19 protein-coding genes are annotated in these 16703 nt (G+C 71.6%); 7 read left to right on the plus strand and 12 right to left on the minus strand.

Annotated features, from left to right (window positions below; genetic code table 11):
* Positions 1 to 41 precede the first annotated feature (41 nt).
* The 7 genes from NGF19_RS26470 to NGF19_RS26495 all read right to left on the minus strand — a co-directional run bounded on the left by NGF19_RS26470 (position 42) and on the right by NGF19_RS26495 (position 6929).
* Positions 42 to 752, minus strand: coding sequence for a phosphoadenylyl-sulfate reductase (locus tag NGF19_RS26470; protein WP_252428076.1), 711 nt, complete (start codon positions 750 to 752; stop codon positions 42 to 44).
* Positions 749 to 964 carry a hypothetical protein gene (locus NGF19_RS26475; protein ID WP_252428077.1) on the minus strand — a complete coding sequence of 72 codons (216 nt, stop codon included), beginning with the start codon at positions 962 to 964 and terminating at the stop codon, positions 749 to 751. Before NGF19_RS26475 ends, NGF19_RS26470 begins: the two co-directional genes overlap by 4 nt.
* On the minus strand, positions 961 to 2652 hold the full coding sequence (locus tag NGF19_RS26480; RefSeq protein ID WP_252428078.1) for a nitrite/sulfite reductase: 1692 nt from the start codon (positions 2650 to 2652) through the stop codon (positions 961 to 963). Before NGF19_RS26480 ends, NGF19_RS26475 begins: the two co-directional genes overlap by 4 nt.
* A gap of 125 nt (positions 2653 to 2777) precedes the next feature.
* Positions 2778 to 2861 (minus strand): putative leader peptide, encoded by an 84-nt coding sequence (locus NGF19_RS31185; protein WP_365624005.1) that lies wholly within the window; start codon positions 2859 to 2861, stop codon positions 2778 to 2780.
* A 105-nt stretch (positions 2862 to 2966) separates the two neighbouring features.
* Positions 2967 to 3536, minus strand: a complete 570-nt coding sequence (locus tag NGF19_RS26485) for a GNAT family N-acetyltransferase (protein WP_252428079.1) — start codon at positions 3534 to 3536, stop codon at positions 2967 to 2969.
* 99 nt (positions 3537 to 3635) lie between these two features.
* Positions 3636 to 5015 carry a hypothetical protein gene (locus NGF19_RS26490; RefSeq protein ID WP_252428080.1) on the minus strand — a complete coding sequence of 460 codons (1380 nt, stop codon included), beginning with the start codon at positions 5013 to 5015 and terminating at the stop codon, positions 3636 to 3638.
* A 261-nt stretch (positions 5016 to 5276) separates the two neighbouring features.
* A complete protein-coding gene (locus NGF19_RS26495; protein WP_252428081.1) occupies positions 5277 to 6929 on the minus strand; it encodes an acyl-CoA dehydrogenase family protein in 1653 nt (550 codons plus the stop codon).
* Positions 6930 to 7134: 205 nt separating this feature from the next.
* Here NGF19_RS26495 and NGF19_RS26500 point away from each other — a divergent pair, with 205 nt between their 5' ends.
* Both NGF19_RS26500 and NGF19_RS26505 read left to right on the plus strand, forming a co-directional pair.
* Entirely contained in the window at positions 7135 to 8229 is a 1095-nt protein-coding gene (locus NGF19_RS26500) for a YihY/virulence factor BrkB family protein (protein ID WP_372505888.1), read from the plus strand.
* 7 nt (positions 8230 to 8236) lie between these two features.
* Entirely contained in the window at positions 8237 to 8977 is a 741-nt protein-coding gene (locus NGF19_RS26505) for a helix-turn-helix domain-containing protein (RefSeq protein WP_252428082.1), read from the plus strand.
* Positions 8978 to 9018: 41 nt separating this feature from the next.
* Here the strand turns inward: NGF19_RS26505 and NGF19_RS26510 are convergent, their stop codons facing one another.
* Both NGF19_RS26510 and mmuM read right to left on the minus strand, forming a co-directional pair.
* Positions 9019 to 9420 (minus strand): VOC family protein, encoded by a 402-nt coding sequence (locus NGF19_RS26510; protein ID WP_252428083.1) that lies wholly within the window; start codon positions 9418 to 9420, stop codon positions 9019 to 9021.
* 68 nt (positions 9421 to 9488) lie between these two features.
* Positions 9489 to 10412: a homocysteine S-methyltransferase gene (gene mmuM, locus NGF19_RS26515; protein WP_252428084.1), complete on the minus strand. Its 924-nt coding sequence runs from the start codon at positions 10410 to 10412 to the stop codon at positions 9489 to 9491.
* A 108-nt stretch (positions 10413 to 10520) separates the two neighbouring features.
* On the opposite strand from mmuM, the gene NGF19_RS26520 reads away from it, so the two are divergent.
* Positions 10521 to 11276: a class I SAM-dependent methyltransferase gene (locus tag NGF19_RS26520; protein WP_252428085.1), complete on the plus strand. Its 756-nt coding sequence runs from the start codon at positions 10521 to 10523 to the stop codon at positions 11274 to 11276.
* Here the strand turns inward: NGF19_RS26520 and NGF19_RS26525 are convergent.
* Positions 11257 to 12111, minus strand: a complete 855-nt coding sequence (locus NGF19_RS26525) for an alpha/beta fold hydrolase (protein ID WP_252428086.1) — start codon at positions 12109 to 12111, stop codon at positions 11257 to 11259. The two genes, NGF19_RS26520 and NGF19_RS26525, sit on opposite strands and share 20 nt — an antisense overlap.
* Positions 12112 to 12170: 59 nt before the next feature.
* Between NGF19_RS26525 and NGF19_RS26530 the strand changes: the two genes are divergently transcribed.
* Positions 12171 to 12548, plus strand: a complete 378-nt coding sequence (locus NGF19_RS26530; RefSeq protein WP_252428087.1) for a MerR family transcriptional regulator — start codon at positions 12171 to 12173, stop codon at positions 12546 to 12548.
* Positions 12549 to 12573: 25 nt separating this feature from the next.
* Here the strand turns inward: NGF19_RS26530 and NGF19_RS26535 are convergent, their stop codons facing one another.
* On the minus strand, positions 12574 to 13296 hold the full coding sequence (locus NGF19_RS26535) for a TetR/AcrR family transcriptional regulator (RefSeq protein ID WP_252428088.1): 723 nt from the start codon (positions 13294 to 13296) through the stop codon (positions 12574 to 12576).
* 65 nt (positions 13297 to 13361) lie between these two features.
* On the opposite strand from NGF19_RS26535, the gene NGF19_RS26540 reads away from it, so the two are divergent.
* The 3 genes from NGF19_RS26540 (at position 13362) to NGF19_RS26550 (ending at position 15571) form a co-directional block, all read left to right on the plus strand.
* Positions 13362 to 13991: a class I SAM-dependent methyltransferase gene (locus NGF19_RS26540; protein ID WP_252428089.1), complete on the plus strand. Its 630-nt coding sequence runs from the start codon at positions 13362 to 13364 to the stop codon at positions 13989 to 13991.
* 282 nt (positions 13992 to 14273) lie between these two features.
* A complete protein-coding gene (locus NGF19_RS26545) occupies positions 14274 to 14768 on the plus strand; it encodes a hypothetical protein (protein ID WP_372505886.1) in 495 nt (164 codons plus the stop codon).
* Positions 14765 to 15571, plus strand: a complete 807-nt coding sequence (locus NGF19_RS26550; protein WP_252428090.1) for an isocitrate lyase/PEP mutase family protein — start codon at positions 14765 to 14767, stop codon at positions 15569 to 15571. The genes NGF19_RS26545 and NGF19_RS26550 overlap by 4 nt, the downstream gene beginning before the upstream one ends.
* Before the next feature lie 22 nt (positions 15572 to 15593).
* Here the strand turns inward: NGF19_RS26550 and NGF19_RS26555 are convergent, their stop codons facing one another.
* The gene (locus tag NGF19_RS26555) at positions 15594 to 16676 is read right to left on the minus strand and encodes a lytic polysaccharide monooxygenase (protein ID WP_252428091.1); all 1083 of its coding nucleotides are present in this window, start codon (positions 16674 to 16676) and stop codon (positions 15594 to 15596) included.
* Positions 16677 to 16703: the final 27 nt, after the last annotated feature.

Consider the following 16703-nt stretch of genomic DNA (forward strand, 5'->3'; position numbering starts at 1 on the left):
CTTCATGCTCGTCATAGTGTTCGCGGAAGTCGCCGTCATCGTCAGCCGTGCAGCCCGCACTCGGTCTTGGCGCGCCCCGCCCAGCGGCCGGCGCGCGGGTCCTCGCCCGCCGGCACCCTGCGGGTGCACGGGGCGCAGCCGATGGAGGGGTAGCCGTCCTGCAGCAACGGGTTGGTGAGCACGCCGTGTTCGGCGACGTACGCGTCCACGTCGTCCTGCGTCCAGCGGGCGATGGGCGAGATCTTGACCTTGCCGCGCTTCTCGTCCCAGGCGACGACAGGGGTGTCCGCCCGGGTCGGGGAGTTGTCGCGGCGCAGCCCGGTCACCCAGGCGTCATAGCCCTTCAGCCCCTCCTCCAGCGGCTGGACCTTGCGCAGCGCGCAGCACTGGTCGGGGTCGCGGTCGTGCAGTCGGGGGCCGTGCTCGGCGTCCTGCTCGGCGACCGTCCGGCGCGGGGTGAGCGTGACGACGTTGACGTCCATCACGGCCTCGACCGCGTCGCGGGTGCCGATGGTCTCCGGGAAGTGGTAGCCGGTGTCGAGGAACACGACGTCCACGCCGGGCAGCGCACGGGAGGCGAGATGGGCGACCACCGCGTCCTCCATGGAGGAGGTCACGCACCAGCGCGTACCGAAGGTGTCGGCGGCCCACCGCAGGACGTCCAGCGCCGGGGCGTCCTCCAGGTCGCGACCGGCACGCTCGGCAACTGCCTTGAGATCCAACGCCGTTCGCTCATTCTGACGGTTCGTCATATCTGGTCCTCTCCGCTGTCGGTACGCCGAAGACCCCGGCTCAGCAGGCCGAGGAACGCGAGCCGGAAGGCCCGGTTGCACGACGCGCACTCCCACGCGCCTCCCCCACTCTCGACTGCGCTCGAGCGGGGGGACCCCCATCCTTCTTCGCTGGGCCGCAGGTCCTCGTCGCCGCAGTACGGGCAGTAGAAGGGTGCCGCTCGCCCGCTCACGACAGCGCCTCCTCGTCGGCGCGCGCGGCCCAGGCGGCGAACCGCTCGCCGTCCGCGCGTTCGGTCTGGAACCGGGTGAGTACGCGCTCGATGTAGTCCGGCAGGTCGCGCGAAGTGACCTTCAGACCACGGACCTTGCGGCCGAAGCCCGCTTCGAGGCCGAGCGCGCCGCCGAGGTGCACCTGGAAGCCCTCGACCTGCTGACCGTCGTCGTCCAGGACCAGTTGACCCTTGAGGCCGATGTCGGCGACCTGGATACGGGCGCAGGCGTTCGGGCAGCCGTTGAGGTTGATGGTGATCGGCTCGTCGAAGTCCGGGAGGCGGCGCTCCAGTTCGTCGATCAGCGAGGAGCCGCGCGCCTTGGTCTCGACTATGGCCAGCTTGCAGAACTCGATACCGGTGCAGGCCATGGTGCCGCGCCGGAACGGCGAGGGCCGCACGACGAGGTCCAGCGCCCGAAGGCCCTCGACCAGAGCGTCCACCTCCGACTCCGCCACATCCAGCACGATCATCTTCTGCTCGGCCGTCGTACGGACCCGGCCCGAGCCGTGCGCTTCCGCGAGGTCCGCGATCTTCGTCAGCGTGCTGCCGTCGACACGGCCCACGCGCGGCGCGAAGCCGACGTAGAAGCGGCCGTCCCGCTGCCGGTGCACGCCGACGTGGTCGCGCCAGCGCGTCACGGGCTGCGCGGGCGCCGGACCGTCGGCCAGCGCGCGCTTCAGATACTCGTCCTCCAGCACCCGGCGGAACCGCTCGGCACCCCAGTCGGCGAGCAGGAACTTCAGGCGGGCGCGATTGCGCAACCGCCGGTAGCCGTAGTCGCGGAAGAGGGAGATGACGCCCTCGAAGACATCGGGGACCTGGTCCAGCGGCACCCAGGCGCCGAGCCGCTGCCCGAGCCTCGGGTTGGTGGACAGGCCGCCGCCGACCCACAGATCGAAGCCGGGGCCGTGTTCGGGGTGGCGCACGCCGACGAAGGCCACGTCATTGATCTCGTGCGCCACGTCCAGCGACGGCGAACCGGAGATCGCGGCCTTGAACTTGCGGGGCAGGTTCGAGTAGGCCGGGTTGCCGATGACCCTGCGGTGGATCTCCTCGATGGCCGGGGTGCCGTCGATGATCTCGTCCTCGGCGATCCCGGCGACGGGCGAGCCGAGGATCACACGGGGCGTGTCGCCACAGGCCTCGGTGGTGGACAGCCCGACGGCCTCCAGCCGGTTCCAGATCTCGGGCACGTCCTCGATCCGGATCCAGTGGAACTGGATGTTCTGCCGGTCGGTGATGTCGGCGGTGCCGCGCGCGAACTCCTGCGAGATCTCGCCGATGACGCGCAACTGCCGTGTGGTGAGCCGCCCGCCGTCGATCCGGACGCGCAGCATGAAGTACTCGTCGTCCAGCTCCTCGGGCGCCAGGACCGCGGTCTTGCCCCCGTCGATCCCGGGCTTGCGCTGGGTGTACAGACCCCACCAACGCATGCGCCCCCGCAGGTCGTTGGGGTCGATCGAGGCGAAGCCCCGTCGGGAGTAGATCGTCTCAATACGTGTCCGTACTGCGAGACCGTCGTCATCCTTCTTGAACTGTTCGTTGGCGTTGAGCGGAGTGAAGTGCCCCGCCGCCCACTGTCCCTCGCCACGGTGACGACTCACCTTGCGGCGGGACACGGCAGGGTTCTGTGGCGTGGCGGCCATGGGGAACACGTCCTTCGAGGCAGGCAGACGGAACCGCTCGGACCTGCGGAAACGGGCGCACGGCGCAGTGCGCGCGGCAGGGCGCGAGAGTGAAAGAGAGGGGGGAACGGGGCTGGTCGGTACGCTCAGCTCGCCGGACAGATGGCGCTGGACATGCGGCCGAGATCGACGTGCCGTCGACTCACCAAGGCAATTCCAGCTCCAGACATGACGGAAGCGTGGCACGGCACTTTGGACGTAGTCCAGCTTCATCCGACATGCGGACACCCTTGTCTCGTCATACGAAACAAGGGTGTCTGGAAGGTGCGAGGGGATCAGGCGTGGGCACCCGGCCACGGACCCGGCGTGGCGACCTCCGGCTCCTCCGTCACCTCGGTGTCGAACAGCCGGAAGCCGCGCCGCTGGTAGTTGGCCATGGCGTGCTCGCCGTCCTTGCTGCACGTGTGCAGCCACACCCGCTTCGTCTCCGCCAGCCCGGGCCGGCGGTCCGCGAGGTCCCAGGCGCGGGCGACCCCGTACGAGAGCAGATGCCCGCCGATCCGCCGCCCGCGGAAGGCCGGGAGGAGCCCGAAGTAGACGATCTCCACGACCCCGTCGTCCTGCGACTCCAGCTCCACGTATCCCGCGGGCGTGCCCCGGTCGTAGGCGACCCAGGTCTCCACGCCCGGCCGGTCCAGGTACTCCTGCCAGCGCGCGTACGTCCAGCCCAGCCGGTCGGTCCAGCGGATGTCGCCGCCCACCGAGGCGTACAGGAAGCGGCTGAACTCCGGCGACGGCTCCTGCGCGCGGACGACGCGGACATCGCCCTCGGGGGCCTCGGCGTGTCGCAGATCGGCCGGGGACGTCTGCTCCAGCGACCAGGTGGTCACGATCAGGGTGCTCATGCGGTCAGGGAATCACGCGGTCACACGGTACGACAATGGCCGTCCGCCACCGCCCCCTGAACCGGTCGTGCCCCGCACAGGTCCGCCCCTGAACAGGCCCTACTCCAGCGACTCGGCCACGGACTCCAGGGGAACCGCGTACAGCACCCTCCCCGTGGCCTGCCCGTCCGTGTCCGCCACGCCCTCGGTCAGCGTCCACAGTTCGTCCGTCGTGCGCGCGTACGACAGGGACGCGGTGTGCCGTCCCCAGCAGGCATAGGTCCCGTCCGCCGCACAGGTCGCGGCCTTCGCCCCGGAGGTGTTCTGCCGCCAGAGCGTGCCGGGCCTGCCGCCGACGGTCGGTGTCCGGTCGATGTACCAGTCGGGCTGCGCGGTCGGCGTGCGCCGGTACGAGACCACGCCCCGGACCCGGGACGCCTCCGTCTCGTACGCCTCGGTCGCCCGCACGTCGCCGCGCGCGTCCGTGGCCAGCAGACCGCCGCGGCCGGGCTCGGCGCTGTACGCGTAGCGCCACACGCGAGCCGTGCGGCTGGGGTTCGTACGGGTCACCTGCTCGCCCGCGACCAGGCTGCCGCTGCTCGGCGTCGAGGTGCTGTCGAGCGAGAGGGCGGCGAAGCAGGGGGCCGCGCGGTTGTCGGATCGTGAACAGGGGCCCTGGGTCAGACGGTAGGAGCCGACCGCGGGCAGCACATAGCGGTTGCCGTGGGCCGCGTAACCGCCCTCGACGCGGCCGACCGCGCTGCTGTCGACGTTCGCCCGCAGGATGCGGCGCAGGTCGAAGACCAGCAGGGAGTTGCGGGCGGTGACGAGCAGCTTGTCCTGGTGCCAGACCATGCCGGACATCCGGGTGCGGACGGGGACGAAGTCCTTGCCGCCCTCGCGCGGGGCGACCAGCAGGACCCAGCGGTAGGCGAGGCGCGCCGGGTCGTTCGCGTCGATGAAGGCGATCCGGGCGAGGCCCTGGTCGGCGTCCGGGCCGCCGGAGCGGTGGTGGGGGTGCGTCCAGCCGGACAGGATGACCCGGTCCGGGCCCCAGCGGCCGTCGGCGCCCGCGCTGTCGGAGGTGGTGACGGACCGGGGCATCCACTGCGTCGTCGTCGCGTCGTCACGGTCCCAGCAGTAGGCGCGCGCGGCCGTCGGCTTGACGGGCAGCGCGGCCGTCTCGGAGCTGTCGCAGCCGGGCCGGTCGCGCAGCGTGTGGTCGGCGGACGCGAGGACGTCGTGCACGCCGACGCCGCCGCCGAGGGAGCGGGTGAGAGTGTCGAGGGTGCCGCGGTCGGTGAGGTTCTCGTGAAGGCGGAACTGCGCCATCCGGTGCGCGGAGGTGATCCGGGTCAGGCCTCCGGGGTTGTCCCCGCCCACGGCCTGTGAGGTGCTGATCAGCGTGGCGGCGCCGGTGAGCGCCAGCGCGGCCCCGGTCAGTGCCGCCCGCAGCGCACGGCCTCGGTTCCTGCGTCGATGCCTGCCACGGTGCTTCATACAACCTCCTGGCATGGGCCAACTGCTCCTCGTGGTGTGCGCGTTGACGAGGAGCAGGTGGGGTGGCCTGTGAGAGGGATGCTACGACAGCCGGATACGGGAGCGATCGAAGACCCGGGAAAACGAGGGCAATCCCTACCGAGGGGTGCTATGGGTGCCAGAACGACGGAGCAGCGGAGCGACGCAGGGGCGCGCGGCTGCCCTGCGCGCCCCTGTCACAGGGCGCTGATCGACCTTCAGGTGACGGCTGGTGACGAGGCGTCAGGAGACCGGCCGCGCCCGCTCCACCACCGAGGCCAGGTCCAGCGTGTGCGGCAGCGTGCCGAACGCCCCGCCCCAGTCGCCGCCCAGCCGGGAGGCGCAGAACGCGTCGGCGACCGCCGACGGCGCGTAACGGACGAGCAGTGACCCCTGGAGCACCAGGGCGATCCGCTCCGTCAGCCGCCGTGCCCGCGCCTCGATGCCCTCCAGGTCGGCGAGTTCGGTGAGCAGGCCCTTGATCGCGCCGTCGAGGCGGTGGTCGGCGCCGCGCGCCTGGCCGACCTCCCGCAAGAAGGCGTCGAGCGCCCCCGGTTCACGCTGGAGCGCCCGCAGCACATCGAGCGACTGGACGTTGCCCGCGCCCTCCCAGATGGAGTTGAGCGGCGACTCGCGCAGCAGCCGGGGCATCCCGGACTCCTCCACATAGCCATTGCCGCCGAGGCACTCCGAGGCCTCCGTCACCAGCGGCGTACAGCGCTTGGTCACCCAGTACTTGGCGGCCGGCACCGCGAGCCGCAGCAGCGCCCGCTCCTGCTCGCTCCCGTCGTCGTACGCCGCCGCGAGCCGCAGCGCCAGCGTCGTCGCCGCCTCCGACTCCAGCGCCAGGTCGGCCAGGACGTTGCGCATCAGCGGCTTGTCGACGAGCCTGCCGCCGAACGCCTCCCGGTACGTGCAGTGGTGGATCGCCTGCGCCACGGCCTGCCGCATCAGCGAGGCCGAACCGAGGACGCAGTCGAGCCGCGTCGCCGCGACCATCTCGATGATGGTGCGCACCCCGCGCCCCTCGTCGCCCACCCGGCGCGCCCAGGTGCCGTCGAACTCGACCTCGCCGGAAGCGTTCGAGCGATTGCCGAGCTTGTCCTTGAGCCGCTGGATCATGAACACGTTGCGGGTGCCGTCCTCCAGCACACGCGGCACGAGGAAGCAGGTGAGGCCCCCCTGGCCCGTCCCCGAAGGGGCCGCCTGCGCGAGGACCAGGAACCCGTCCGACATCGGGGCCGAGCAGAACCACTTGTGGCCCGTCAGCGCGTACGTCCCGTCCTCGGCGAGCGGCCGGGCCACCGTGGTGTTCGCCCGTACGTCGCTGCCGCCCTGCTTCTCCGTCATGCCCATACCGAAGACGGCCCCGGCCTTGCGGGACGCCGGGCGCAGCTCACGCTCGTAGACCACGGACGTCAGCCGCGGCTCCCACTCGGCGGCGAGCGCCGGTTCCGACCGCAGGGCGGGCACCGCGGCATGGGTCATCGACAGCGGACAGCCGGTGCCCGCCTCCACCTGCGTCCACACCAGGAAGGCCGCCGCGCGGCGCACATGCCCGCCCGGCCGCGCCCAGGCCGCCGTCAGACCCGCGCCGACGGCCTTGCCCATCAGCCGGTGCCAGGACGGATGGAACTCCACCTCGTCGATCCGGTTGCCGTAGCGGTCGTGCGTCTTCAGCTTCGGGGGGTTCTCATTGGCCTCCACCCCCCACTCCTGCACCTGGGCGGAGCCCGCGCCACGCCCGAGCTCCGACAGCTCGTCGCGGGCCTCGTCCAGGAGCGTGGGATCGAGATGCCGTTCGACGGCCTCGCCGAGGGCCCGGTCGGCACGGAAGACGTCGTAGGCGACCAGCGGCGGGGCCTGATTGGTCACGGTGTGCGTGCGCGCTGCCATGTCTGCGAACTTACCGCCCGGTACGCCATCGGTCACCCCCCATCACCCGGGTGCGACCGCCGCACCGCGCGGGGCCGTTCCTCACCGGGACCGGTGTGCCGCACGGCGGCGATACCGTAAGAGCGTGCAGTCAGCAGCAAGTGATACCCCCGAGCCGACGTCCGGCCGCCTCCGCCGAGCGCGCGCCCTCTACCGGAACGTCTCCATGCGCAGGACCACCTGGCTGTTGCTGAAGGACACGGTCAACTCGTGCATGGAGTACCGCATCCTCGGCCTCGCCGCCGAGGCGGCGTTCTTCACCCTGCTCTCCGTGCCGCCGCTGCTGCTGAGCCTGATCGGCCTGCTCGGGTACGTCGACGTCTGGACCGGCGCCGACACCATCCACAGCCTGGAGAACAACCTGCTGGAGGCCTCGCGGACCGTCCTGTCCGACCGGGGCGTCAAGGAGATCGCCCAGCCGATCCTGCACGACGTGATGAAGGGCGGCGGACCGGACGTCATCTCCCTCGGCTTCCTGATCGCCCTGTGGTCCGGATCGCGGGCGGTGAACGTCTTCGTGGACACGATCACGGTGATGTACGGGCTCGACGGCGCCCGGGGCATCGTGAAGACCCGGCTGCTCGCGTTCGGCCTGTTCATCGTGGCGCTGCTGATCGGCTCGGTGGCACTGCCGCTGATGGTGGCGGGACCGGACGCGATGGTGAAGGTCCTGCCCTGGTCGACGACCGTGGTCCAGGTCCTGTACTGGCCGGTGGTCATCGTCCTGTCGATCGTGTTCCTGACCACGCTGTACCACGTGTCCGTACCGGCGCGGTCGCGCTGGGTCGAGGACGTGCCCGGCGCGCTGGTGGCGCTGGCGATGTGGGTCCTCGGCAGCTTCCTGCTGCGGATCTATCTGACGCACACGGTCGAGGGTCCGACGATCTACGGCTCGCTCGCCGCGCCCGTCGCCGTGCTGCTGTGGATCGGCGTGTCGGCCTTCGCGGTACTCGTCGGCGCGGCCGTCAACGCGGCGATCGACCGGGTCTGGCCGGCCGCGGCGACGGCGGCGGCCCGCGAGGCGAACGAGCGGCTGCGGCAGGAACAGGCGGCGGAGTACGCGGCGCGGGCCGCCGCCGCCCGCGCGGCCGACGCCGACCCCGACGACCCGGACATGCCCTCCGAGTTCCCCGAGCGCTGGTCCCGCTTCCTGCCCCCGGAGGACGTGACGTCCCGCCTGCGGATGCAGACACGCAGCGCGCCCAGCACCCCCAGCGCGTCCGCCCAGTCGCAGAACGGGCGAGGGGCGGCGGGGGACTGAGACGCGCGTGGCCGCCGCCGAAGACACCCCTGACACTGCCGCCGGGTACGCGGAGCGGGCGTCCCGGCTCGCGGGTGCCGTCGTGTGGACCAGCACACCGGCGCCCGCCGCACCCGTCGTGCCCGCCGAGGGGCGGCCGGTCCTGCCCGACGGCTGTATGGACCTGCTCTGGACCGAGGGCCGCCTCCTGGTCGCCGGACCGGACACCCGCGCGTACCACCCCGAGGGCCCGCCCGCACGCTGGGCCGGCGTCCGTTTCGCCCCCGGTGCCGCACCGGCCTTCCTGGGTGTCCCAGCCCATGAACTGCGGGACCGCCGCGTCGAGTTGGCCGATCTGTGGCCCGCCGCGCGGGTACGCCGACTGACCGGGCGCGTGGACGCCGCCGCCGATCCCCCGAGCGCACTGGAGAAGATCGCGCTGGACCGGGCGCGGGAGATGCCCGCCCCGGACCCGCTGCCCGGCGCGGTGGTCGCGGCGCTCACCGCGGGCCGCTCGGTCGCCGCCACCGCCGACGAACTGGGCCTCGGCCCCCGCCAGTTGCACCGCCGCTCGCTCGCCGCGTTCGGCTACGGACCGAAGACGCTGGCCCGAGTGCTGCGGCTCCAGCGGGCGCTGGCACTGGCGCGGTCCGAAGTCCCGTACGCGGAGACGGCGTTCCGCGCGGGCTTCGCCGACCAGGCGCATCTGGCCCGGGACGTGAAGGAGCTGACGGGGATGCCGCTGGGCGCGCTACTGGCCCGCGGGTAGGCCCGCGCGCCCAACTGACCCGTGGACAGGTCCGCGACGCCCTACTGGCCCGCGGGGAGGTCCGCGAACAGATCGACCCCGTTGCCGTCCGGGTCGTGCACGACCGCGTACCGCATCCCCCACACCGCGTCCCACGGCTTGAGTTCACCATGGTGCCCGGCGTCGACCAGCTCCTCGTACGTCCCGTCCACCTCGGCCGGGGAGCCGCAGCGGAAGGCCAGCCCGACCCGGCCGCCGCCGGTCGACGGCCGCCGGCCGGGGTGGAAGGAACGGACGACCTCCTCGGTGTCCAGAGCGAGCCGCAGCCCGCCGGGCAGTGCCGCCTCGACATGCGGCTGCTGCTCGGCATCCTCGGGGAAGACGGGCCCGAGACGGCGGTAGAAGGCGAGGGAGGCGGCCATGTCGGAGACGACGAGGCCGATCACATCGAAGCGTGGAGTCATGCCGTCACCGTAGGCGGCGCCCGCAGACCGGGTCTTGAACGAATCGGACACGACCGGCCCCGGCCGGTTCAGGCCGCCGCCCGCAGCGTCGCGGCGATCGACGCGATCGTCTCCGGTCCCACCCGGCAGCAGCCGCCGATCAGCCGCGCCCCGGCGTCGCGCCAGCCCGCGACCCGCGCGGCGGCGAAGGTGGCGCGGCCGTCCCACGCGTGGGTCCGGGCGTCCCAGGACTCGCCGCTGTTCGGGTAGGCCACCACCGGCTTGCCCGTGACCCGCGCAGCCGTGGCGACCGCGCCGTCCACCTCTTCCGGCGCACAGCAGTTGACGCCCACCGCGATCACTTCGTCCACCTCGGCGGCCAGGGCGAACGCCTCGGCCAACGGCTGCCCGGCGCGCGTACGGTCACCCGAGACGGTGTACGACAGCCAGGCGGGGACACCGAGTTCACGGACCGCGCGCAGCAGAGCGGTGGCCTCGTCCGTGTCCGGGACGGTCTCCAGCGCGAGCACGTCGGGCCCGGCGGACGCCAGCACCTCCAGCCGGGGGCGGTGGAAGGCCTCCAACTCCGCGACCGTGAGCCCGTAGCGCCCCCGGTACTCGGAACCGTCGGCGAGCATCGCCCCGTACGGCCCGGCGGACGCCGCCACCCACAGCGGCCGGGCGACCCCCTCGGCCTGGGCACGCGCCGCAGCCTCGCGAGCCAACCGCACACTGAGTACGAGGAGTTCGGCCGCGCGGTCATGACCGATGCCACGCCTCGCGAACCCTTCGAGCGTCGCCTGGTAGCTGGAGGTGATCGCCACGTCGGCGCCCGCCATGAAGTACCCGAGGTGCGCCTCGGTGATCGCCTCCGGCCGCTCGGCGAGCAGCCGCGCCGACCACAGGGCGTCGCTCAGGTCGTATCCGGCCGATTCGAGCTGGTTCGACAGCCCGCCGTCGAGGACGAGCGGTCCGGCGGCGAGGGCTTCGGCGAGGGCGGGAACGGTGGTCATACCACGACGCTAGTACCGACGTCGGTACCCCGCGCGCGGAGTCCTGGAGCGCTTCGCCGCGACGTCGGACACCTGACAACTGATGCCACGGCAGTTAGCTTCGGCCGTATGGCTGATGAAGAGTTCGCGCACCCCCGGCTCGCCGCGCTCTACGACCCGCTCGACCCTGATCGCGGCGACCTCGACGCATACGTCCGGATGGCCGATGAGTTCGGGGCGCGCCAGGTGCTCGACATCGGTTGTGGAACAGGCGTGTTCGCGCTGATGCTGGCCGATCGCGGGATCGAGGTCGTGGGCGTCGACCCCGCCCGGGCGTCCATCGAGGTGGCCCGAGGCAAGCCGGGCAGTGAGCGGGTGCGTTGGATCTGTGGTGACGCGACATCACTGCCTGCCCTGCGAGTCGACCTGGCGACCATGACCGCGAACGTCGCCCAGGCCATCGTCGAGCCACGGATGTGGCGGCAGACCCTGCGCGGGGCGTTCGAGGCGCTACGGCCGGGCGGCTACCTGGTGTTCGAGACCCGGGACCCGGCGCGGCGCGCCTGGGAGGAGTGGAACCGGGAGGCCTCACGTCGTGTGACGGAGATCCCGGGTGTCGGAGCGGTCGAGACCTGGGTCGAGGTGACCGACGTGAGCGGACCCCTGGTCACGTTTCGCTCGACCTATGTGTTCGCCGCGGACGGGCAGGTCCTGACCTCGGACTCGACCCTGCGCTTCCGCCAACGCGACGAGGTCGAAGCCGAGTTGACCGCACAGGGATACCTGCTGGAGGCGGTGCGCGACGCACCTGACCGTCCGGGCCGGGAGTTCGTGTTCCTCGCGCGTCGTCCCGATGCTGATGCTGTCAGGAGCGGCTCTCGGTGAGGAAGTCGCTGATGAGGGCGGCCCATTCGGCCGGGCGCTCGACGAAGGGGAGATGACCGGTCGCGATCTCGGCGTAACGCGCCCCGGGGATGGCGTCGGCGAGTTGCCGGTGGTGCTGCGGGGTGACGAGTTGGTCGAGCGTGGTGGAGATGACGAGGGTCGGCACGTCGAGCGTGGCGAGGTCGGCCCGGACGTCGACGTGGTCGAGGACCAGGTCGACGTGTTCCGGTGTGCCGGGCGGGACGGTGGCCGCGGCCGTCTTGAGGGCGGCGTCGAGATCGTCCTGGGCGAGGGCTTCCAGGGCCGGGGTGCTGAAGGCGATCAGGGAAGTGAAGGCGGCCACCTGCCGTGGGTCGTCGGCGTCGAGCAGGTCGCGCCAGAGCCGGGCGGCGAGCCGCAACCGCGGGTTGGGACGAGCGAAGCCCGCGGTGAGGACGAGGGCGGTGACGCGGTCGGGGTGGCGGGTGGCGGCTCGGACGGCCACGGGGCTGCCCAGGGAGTACCCGGCGATGGCGAAGGTGTCGAGACCCTCCTCGACGGCGGTGGCGACCAGTTCGTCGGCCAGGGTGTCCAGGTCGAGCGGTGCCGTGGCGCGTGGAGTGCGGCCGGTGCCGGGGTAGTCCGGGCCGACCACGGTGTGCTGTGCGGCCAGAGTGTCCAGTACGGGGCCGTAGTTGGCGTCGATGCCGCCACCGGCGCCATGGGCGAGCAACAGTCCTGGACCGCTGCCGCGCACGATGCGGCCGAGGGTGGAGACGGGCAGGGAAGTGGCGGCCGGAGAAGTGGTGGACGGGGCAAGGGAGTTGATCGGCGAAGTCGCCTTGGTGCTGGTCATGTCGTGGAAGCTGCAGTCTGACATCGATGTGAGAGTCAAGGGAGTGAGGTGGGGGTCACATGCGTATGGGCGAGATGGTCCGGCGGACCGGGGTGAACGAGCGGTTGCTGCGCTACTACGAGGAGCAAGGACTCCTGGCGCCCGAGAGGCTGCCGAGCGGCTACCGGGTCTACAGCGACGCGGACGTGGAGACGGTCCGGCGTATCCGTACCCTGCTCGCGGCGGGACTGCCGACCGCGACCATCGCTCAGGTGCTGCCGTGCGTCCGCGACGACGGTTCCGGGCTCGCACCCGTGTGTCCCGACCTGGTGGCGCAACTGCGCGGCGAGCGTGAGCGCATCAGGCACGCGATCAAGGATCTCCAGGCGTCACAGGGCATGCTCGACACCATCATCGCCGCAGGCCCCGTCGACGGTACGAACCGGCAAGCGGCGTAGGGGAGTTGACCTCGACCGCCGGGCATCACGCGCCCTCGGAGCACAGGTGGGCCGTCAAGGCCGTGCGGGCCCACTCCTCCCAGGCGTCGGGGGTCCAGCCGCGATCGCGGACGAAGATCAGATACAGCTCCGGGCTGAGCAGCCCGTACAACAGGTCGGCGGCGCGGTCGGTGTCGATGCCGGGGCGGGCGTCGGCCTTGGTGACCAGGGCCTTCGCCGCGGCGTGCTGGACGATGTAGCGGGGGTCGGGGCCCGTGGACCACTGCGCGGCGATCTCCGGGTCGGTGGCCGCGGCTGCCGCGATCATCGGAATGATCGGGGCGACCCGGCCGAGGATCTCGCCCACACCCCGTACGTGCACCCGCAGTTGACCGGCGGCCGTCGGCTCGGCGCACGCGGTGCGGAACCACTCGCGGTCCATGGTGGCGACCGGCTCCGCGTCCCCGGCGATGGAGGTGTCCACCACGTCCTTGAACAGCGCGCGCTTGGTGCCGAACGCGAAGTAGACGGTCTGGACGGCCACGCCCGCGCGGTCCGCGACCTCCTGAAGGCTCGTCGCCCCGTACCCCTGCGCGACGAACAACTCCCGCGCCGCCGCTACGACCTTCTCGCGCGTGCGCCGCGAGCGCTCGGCCCGCTTGTCGGGCCGTCGCCTGCCTGATCGCTCGCCGGACTCCCCGTCGGACCGCTGGTCCAACCGCTCGGAGTGCTCGCCGGATTGCTCGTCGGATCTCTTGACCGCAGCCATGCCTGGATTCTATCTCTGGAGTTGGCCACTAGAGTTCGACTCTAGAATCTTGGAGGGCAACGATGATGAGTGAGACTCGGACAGCCGCGGAACTCGACCAAGAGGCGGCCGTACGCCGTCTGATGGAGGACTACTACCGAGAGGGCAAGCCGCCCTGGGACACCGATGTCACGCCGCCCGAGCTGGTGGCCCTGGTGGAGGGCCCCGACGCACTGACGCCCGGTCGCGCCCTCGAACTCGGCTGCGGCACCGGCACCAACGCCGTGTACCTGGCCCGGCACGGCTGGCGGGTGGCGGCCGTCGATCTGGTCGACCGCGCGGTGCGCCAGGCCCGGGAGAAGGCCGACGCGGCGGGCGTGGACGTCACGGTGCTCTGCGCCGACGTCACCCGGCTCGACGAAGCGGGCGTCCCCGGCCCGTACGACCTGTTCTTCGACCTGAGTTGCTACTGCGGTATCCCGGCGCACCGCCGAGACGGCTACGTCACCGGCCTCACGCACCGCGCCGCCCCCGGCGCACGGCTGCTGATGTTCGGGTACGCACCCGAAGCGTTCGGCGACCCGATCTCCGGCGTCACCGCGGACGAACTCCGCGCCAGGTTCACCGGGTGGCGACTGATCGATGTGACGCCCGGTACGAACGAGGTTCCGACCGCTTGGTTCACACTGCGCCGCGACGGCGCCGCGGCGATGTGAGAGGGGAGGAAATACGCCCGCGATACGAGGCATACGCCACACCATGGAGCCGTGGGAAGGACCGTGGGGCTGGTGTGGGGCGCGCTGGTGGCGCAAGATCTGACATCGAAGGAACACACGTGTCCTTCCCAGGGGTGAGCGCCGGGCGCATCCCCTTCCACGAAGCCCCTGGGGCGTCCCGACCGGAACCGGGGCGCCCCAGGTCCCGGCCCCCGTACCCCCGACCGGGACGCGGCCCACACTTCGGCGAACGCCGAAACGATCCGCGCCTAGCGTGCCCGTATGACCGAAACGCAGTACGCAACCGGAACCCCGCACCGCAGCACGACCGAGCAGGAAGCCCTCGCCGCGGGCGTCGTCGCCATGGTGGAGCACGTCCTCGCTCTCGCGGCCACCTGGACCGCATGGGACGGCCACCCCCGCCACACCGACGACCGCGTCTACACCCCGCACAAGGCGATCCGCCGAGTCGCCGACCACATGGTGGACCATTTCGCCGAATTCGAGGCCAGGCTGGCGGGCGAGGAGCCGCTGCCCGACCACTGGCACGCGTCGGCCTGCACCACACCGGCCGACCTCGCGCGCTTCACACAGGAGGACCTGGACGAGGCACGCAGCAGGCTGACCCGGCTGGCACTGATCTGGTCCGTCCGGCTCCGCTCGCTCTCCGACTGGCAACTCGACCACTCACCGGGCGAGGGCTGGACCTTCCGCCAACTGGCCCAGCATGTACAGGAGTCGGCGTACTACGCGGACGCGATCGGCGACCTGTCATGACCGCCTTCGCCGACCTTCACCAGGCAGGCGCGCCCCTGTTGCTGCCGAACGCCTGGGACCAGGCCTCCGCGTTGTCCCTCGCCGCCCGTGGCTTCCCGGCCATCGGCACCACCAGCCTCGGTGTCGCGGCCTCCGCCGGACTGCCCGACGGCGCCGCCGCCACCCGCGACCTCACTCTCCGCCTCGCAGAAGCCCTCGGCACACGGCCCTTCCTGCTCTCCGTCGACGCGGAGGCCGGGTTCAGCGACGACCCGGACGAAGTGGCGGAGTTCGCCCGGCGGTTGTGGGCGGCGGGGGCCTGTGGCATCAACCTGGAGGACGGGCTCGGGTCCTCCGACGTGCTCGCCGCGAAGATCGCCGCAGTCAAGTCCGTGGTGCCCGGCCTGTTCGTCAACGCGCGCACGGACACCCACTGGCTGGGAGACGGCGACATGGCGGACACGCTGCGCCGACTCGACCGCTACCAACAGGCAGGCGCAGACGGCGTGTTCGTACCCGGTCTGACCGAAGCCGAGGAGATCGCCACCCTGGTGAAGCGGCTAGACGCGCCCCTCAACATCCTCTGCTCCCCGGCCGCTCCCACCGTCCCGCACCTCGCCGACCTCGGCGTCCGCCGGATCAGCGTCGGCTCGCTGCTGTACCGGCGGGCACTGGGCGCGGCCGTGGACGCGATGGCCGCCATCGCGGACGGGCGCACTCCGCAGGGCACCGTTCCCTCGTACGCGGACGTCCAGGCGCTCAGCATGCACGTGACCGGGCGCGCCGGCGGAGTGCCGACGCGCCCGGCGGGTTACCAGCAGTAGGCCGGTACGGCCGGTGGTGACGTCAGGTGGCGTCGCAGCCGATCGAGCCGATCGGATAGTCGTTGCCCGTGGAGGTGGCGGTGAACCCGAAGGTGACACTGCCGTCGGCCGGCACGCCCCCGTTGTACGCGGTGTTCTTGACCTTGACCGTGTCACCGCTCGTGGACAGGGAACCGTTCCAGATGTTGTCGATCTGCGTCCCGGTACCGGGCTTCCAGCTCACGGTCCAGCCGTTCAGCGGTGCCGTGCCGTGGTTCATCACCTGCACGGAGCCCTGGAAGCCGCCGCTCCAGGAGCTGTCCACGGTGTACGCGGCCATGCAGGTGCCGGTGGACGGGTCGGTCGGAGTGGGGGTGGGCGTGGGGGTCGGGGTGGGCGTCGAGGAGTCGGAGCCCCGGATGCCCGTCACCTCGCCGTGGCCGCCGTCGAACGCGATGTCCGAGCAGGAGAAGAAGTTCTCCTGGCTGTCGGAGCGCACCCACTGGATGAAGACCAGCGCGTTGCCCGAACGGCCCGAGGGAAGGTTCAGGTTCCAGTAGTAGTGGCCGCCGTCGGTGCCCGGCGAGCCCGACTGGGACGGGTTGGTGACCGTCTGGATCAAGTCCAGGTCGGCCCAGCGCAGTTGCGAGGTGGGTGACCAGCCCTGCTTGGTCACATAGACACGGAAGTCACCCGGGTGAGCGGCCCAGTTGCTGTACTGGACCTGCATCGAGGCACCGGAGGTCAGGTGCGTCCGGGGCCAGTCGCTGCGCGCGGCGTTGTAGGCGGAGAAGTCGTACGGCGACTTGTTGCCCGCGCTGCACAGGGTGCCGTCCGGCACGTAACCCGAGCCCCGGCCACCCGCGTTGGAGTCGAGCACGGCGAACCAGTTGTACAGAGGCGTGGTGCCGCTCTGGGCCACCGCGGCCTTGCAGGCGGGGTTCGTGGGGTCGAGGCCGCCGCTCGGGGTGCGGGCGTCCTGGTAACACAGGTAGGTACGCGAACCGGGCATCATCGCCACGCCGTGCGCTTCGGCGCGTCCCTGACCGAGGAACGTCAGGCCCAGTGCCGCGAGGAGGGTGGCGAACGCCGCCGCCACCGACAGAAGTCTGTTGCGTCGAGCCACGATCGTCCTGCCTTCCTTATGGGGGTT

This window comes from Streptomyces macrolidinus, assembly GCF_023887685.1.
GTDB classification, from domain to species: domain Bacteria; phylum Actinomycetota; class Actinomycetes; order Streptomycetales; family Streptomycetaceae; genus Streptomyces; species Streptomyces macrolidinus.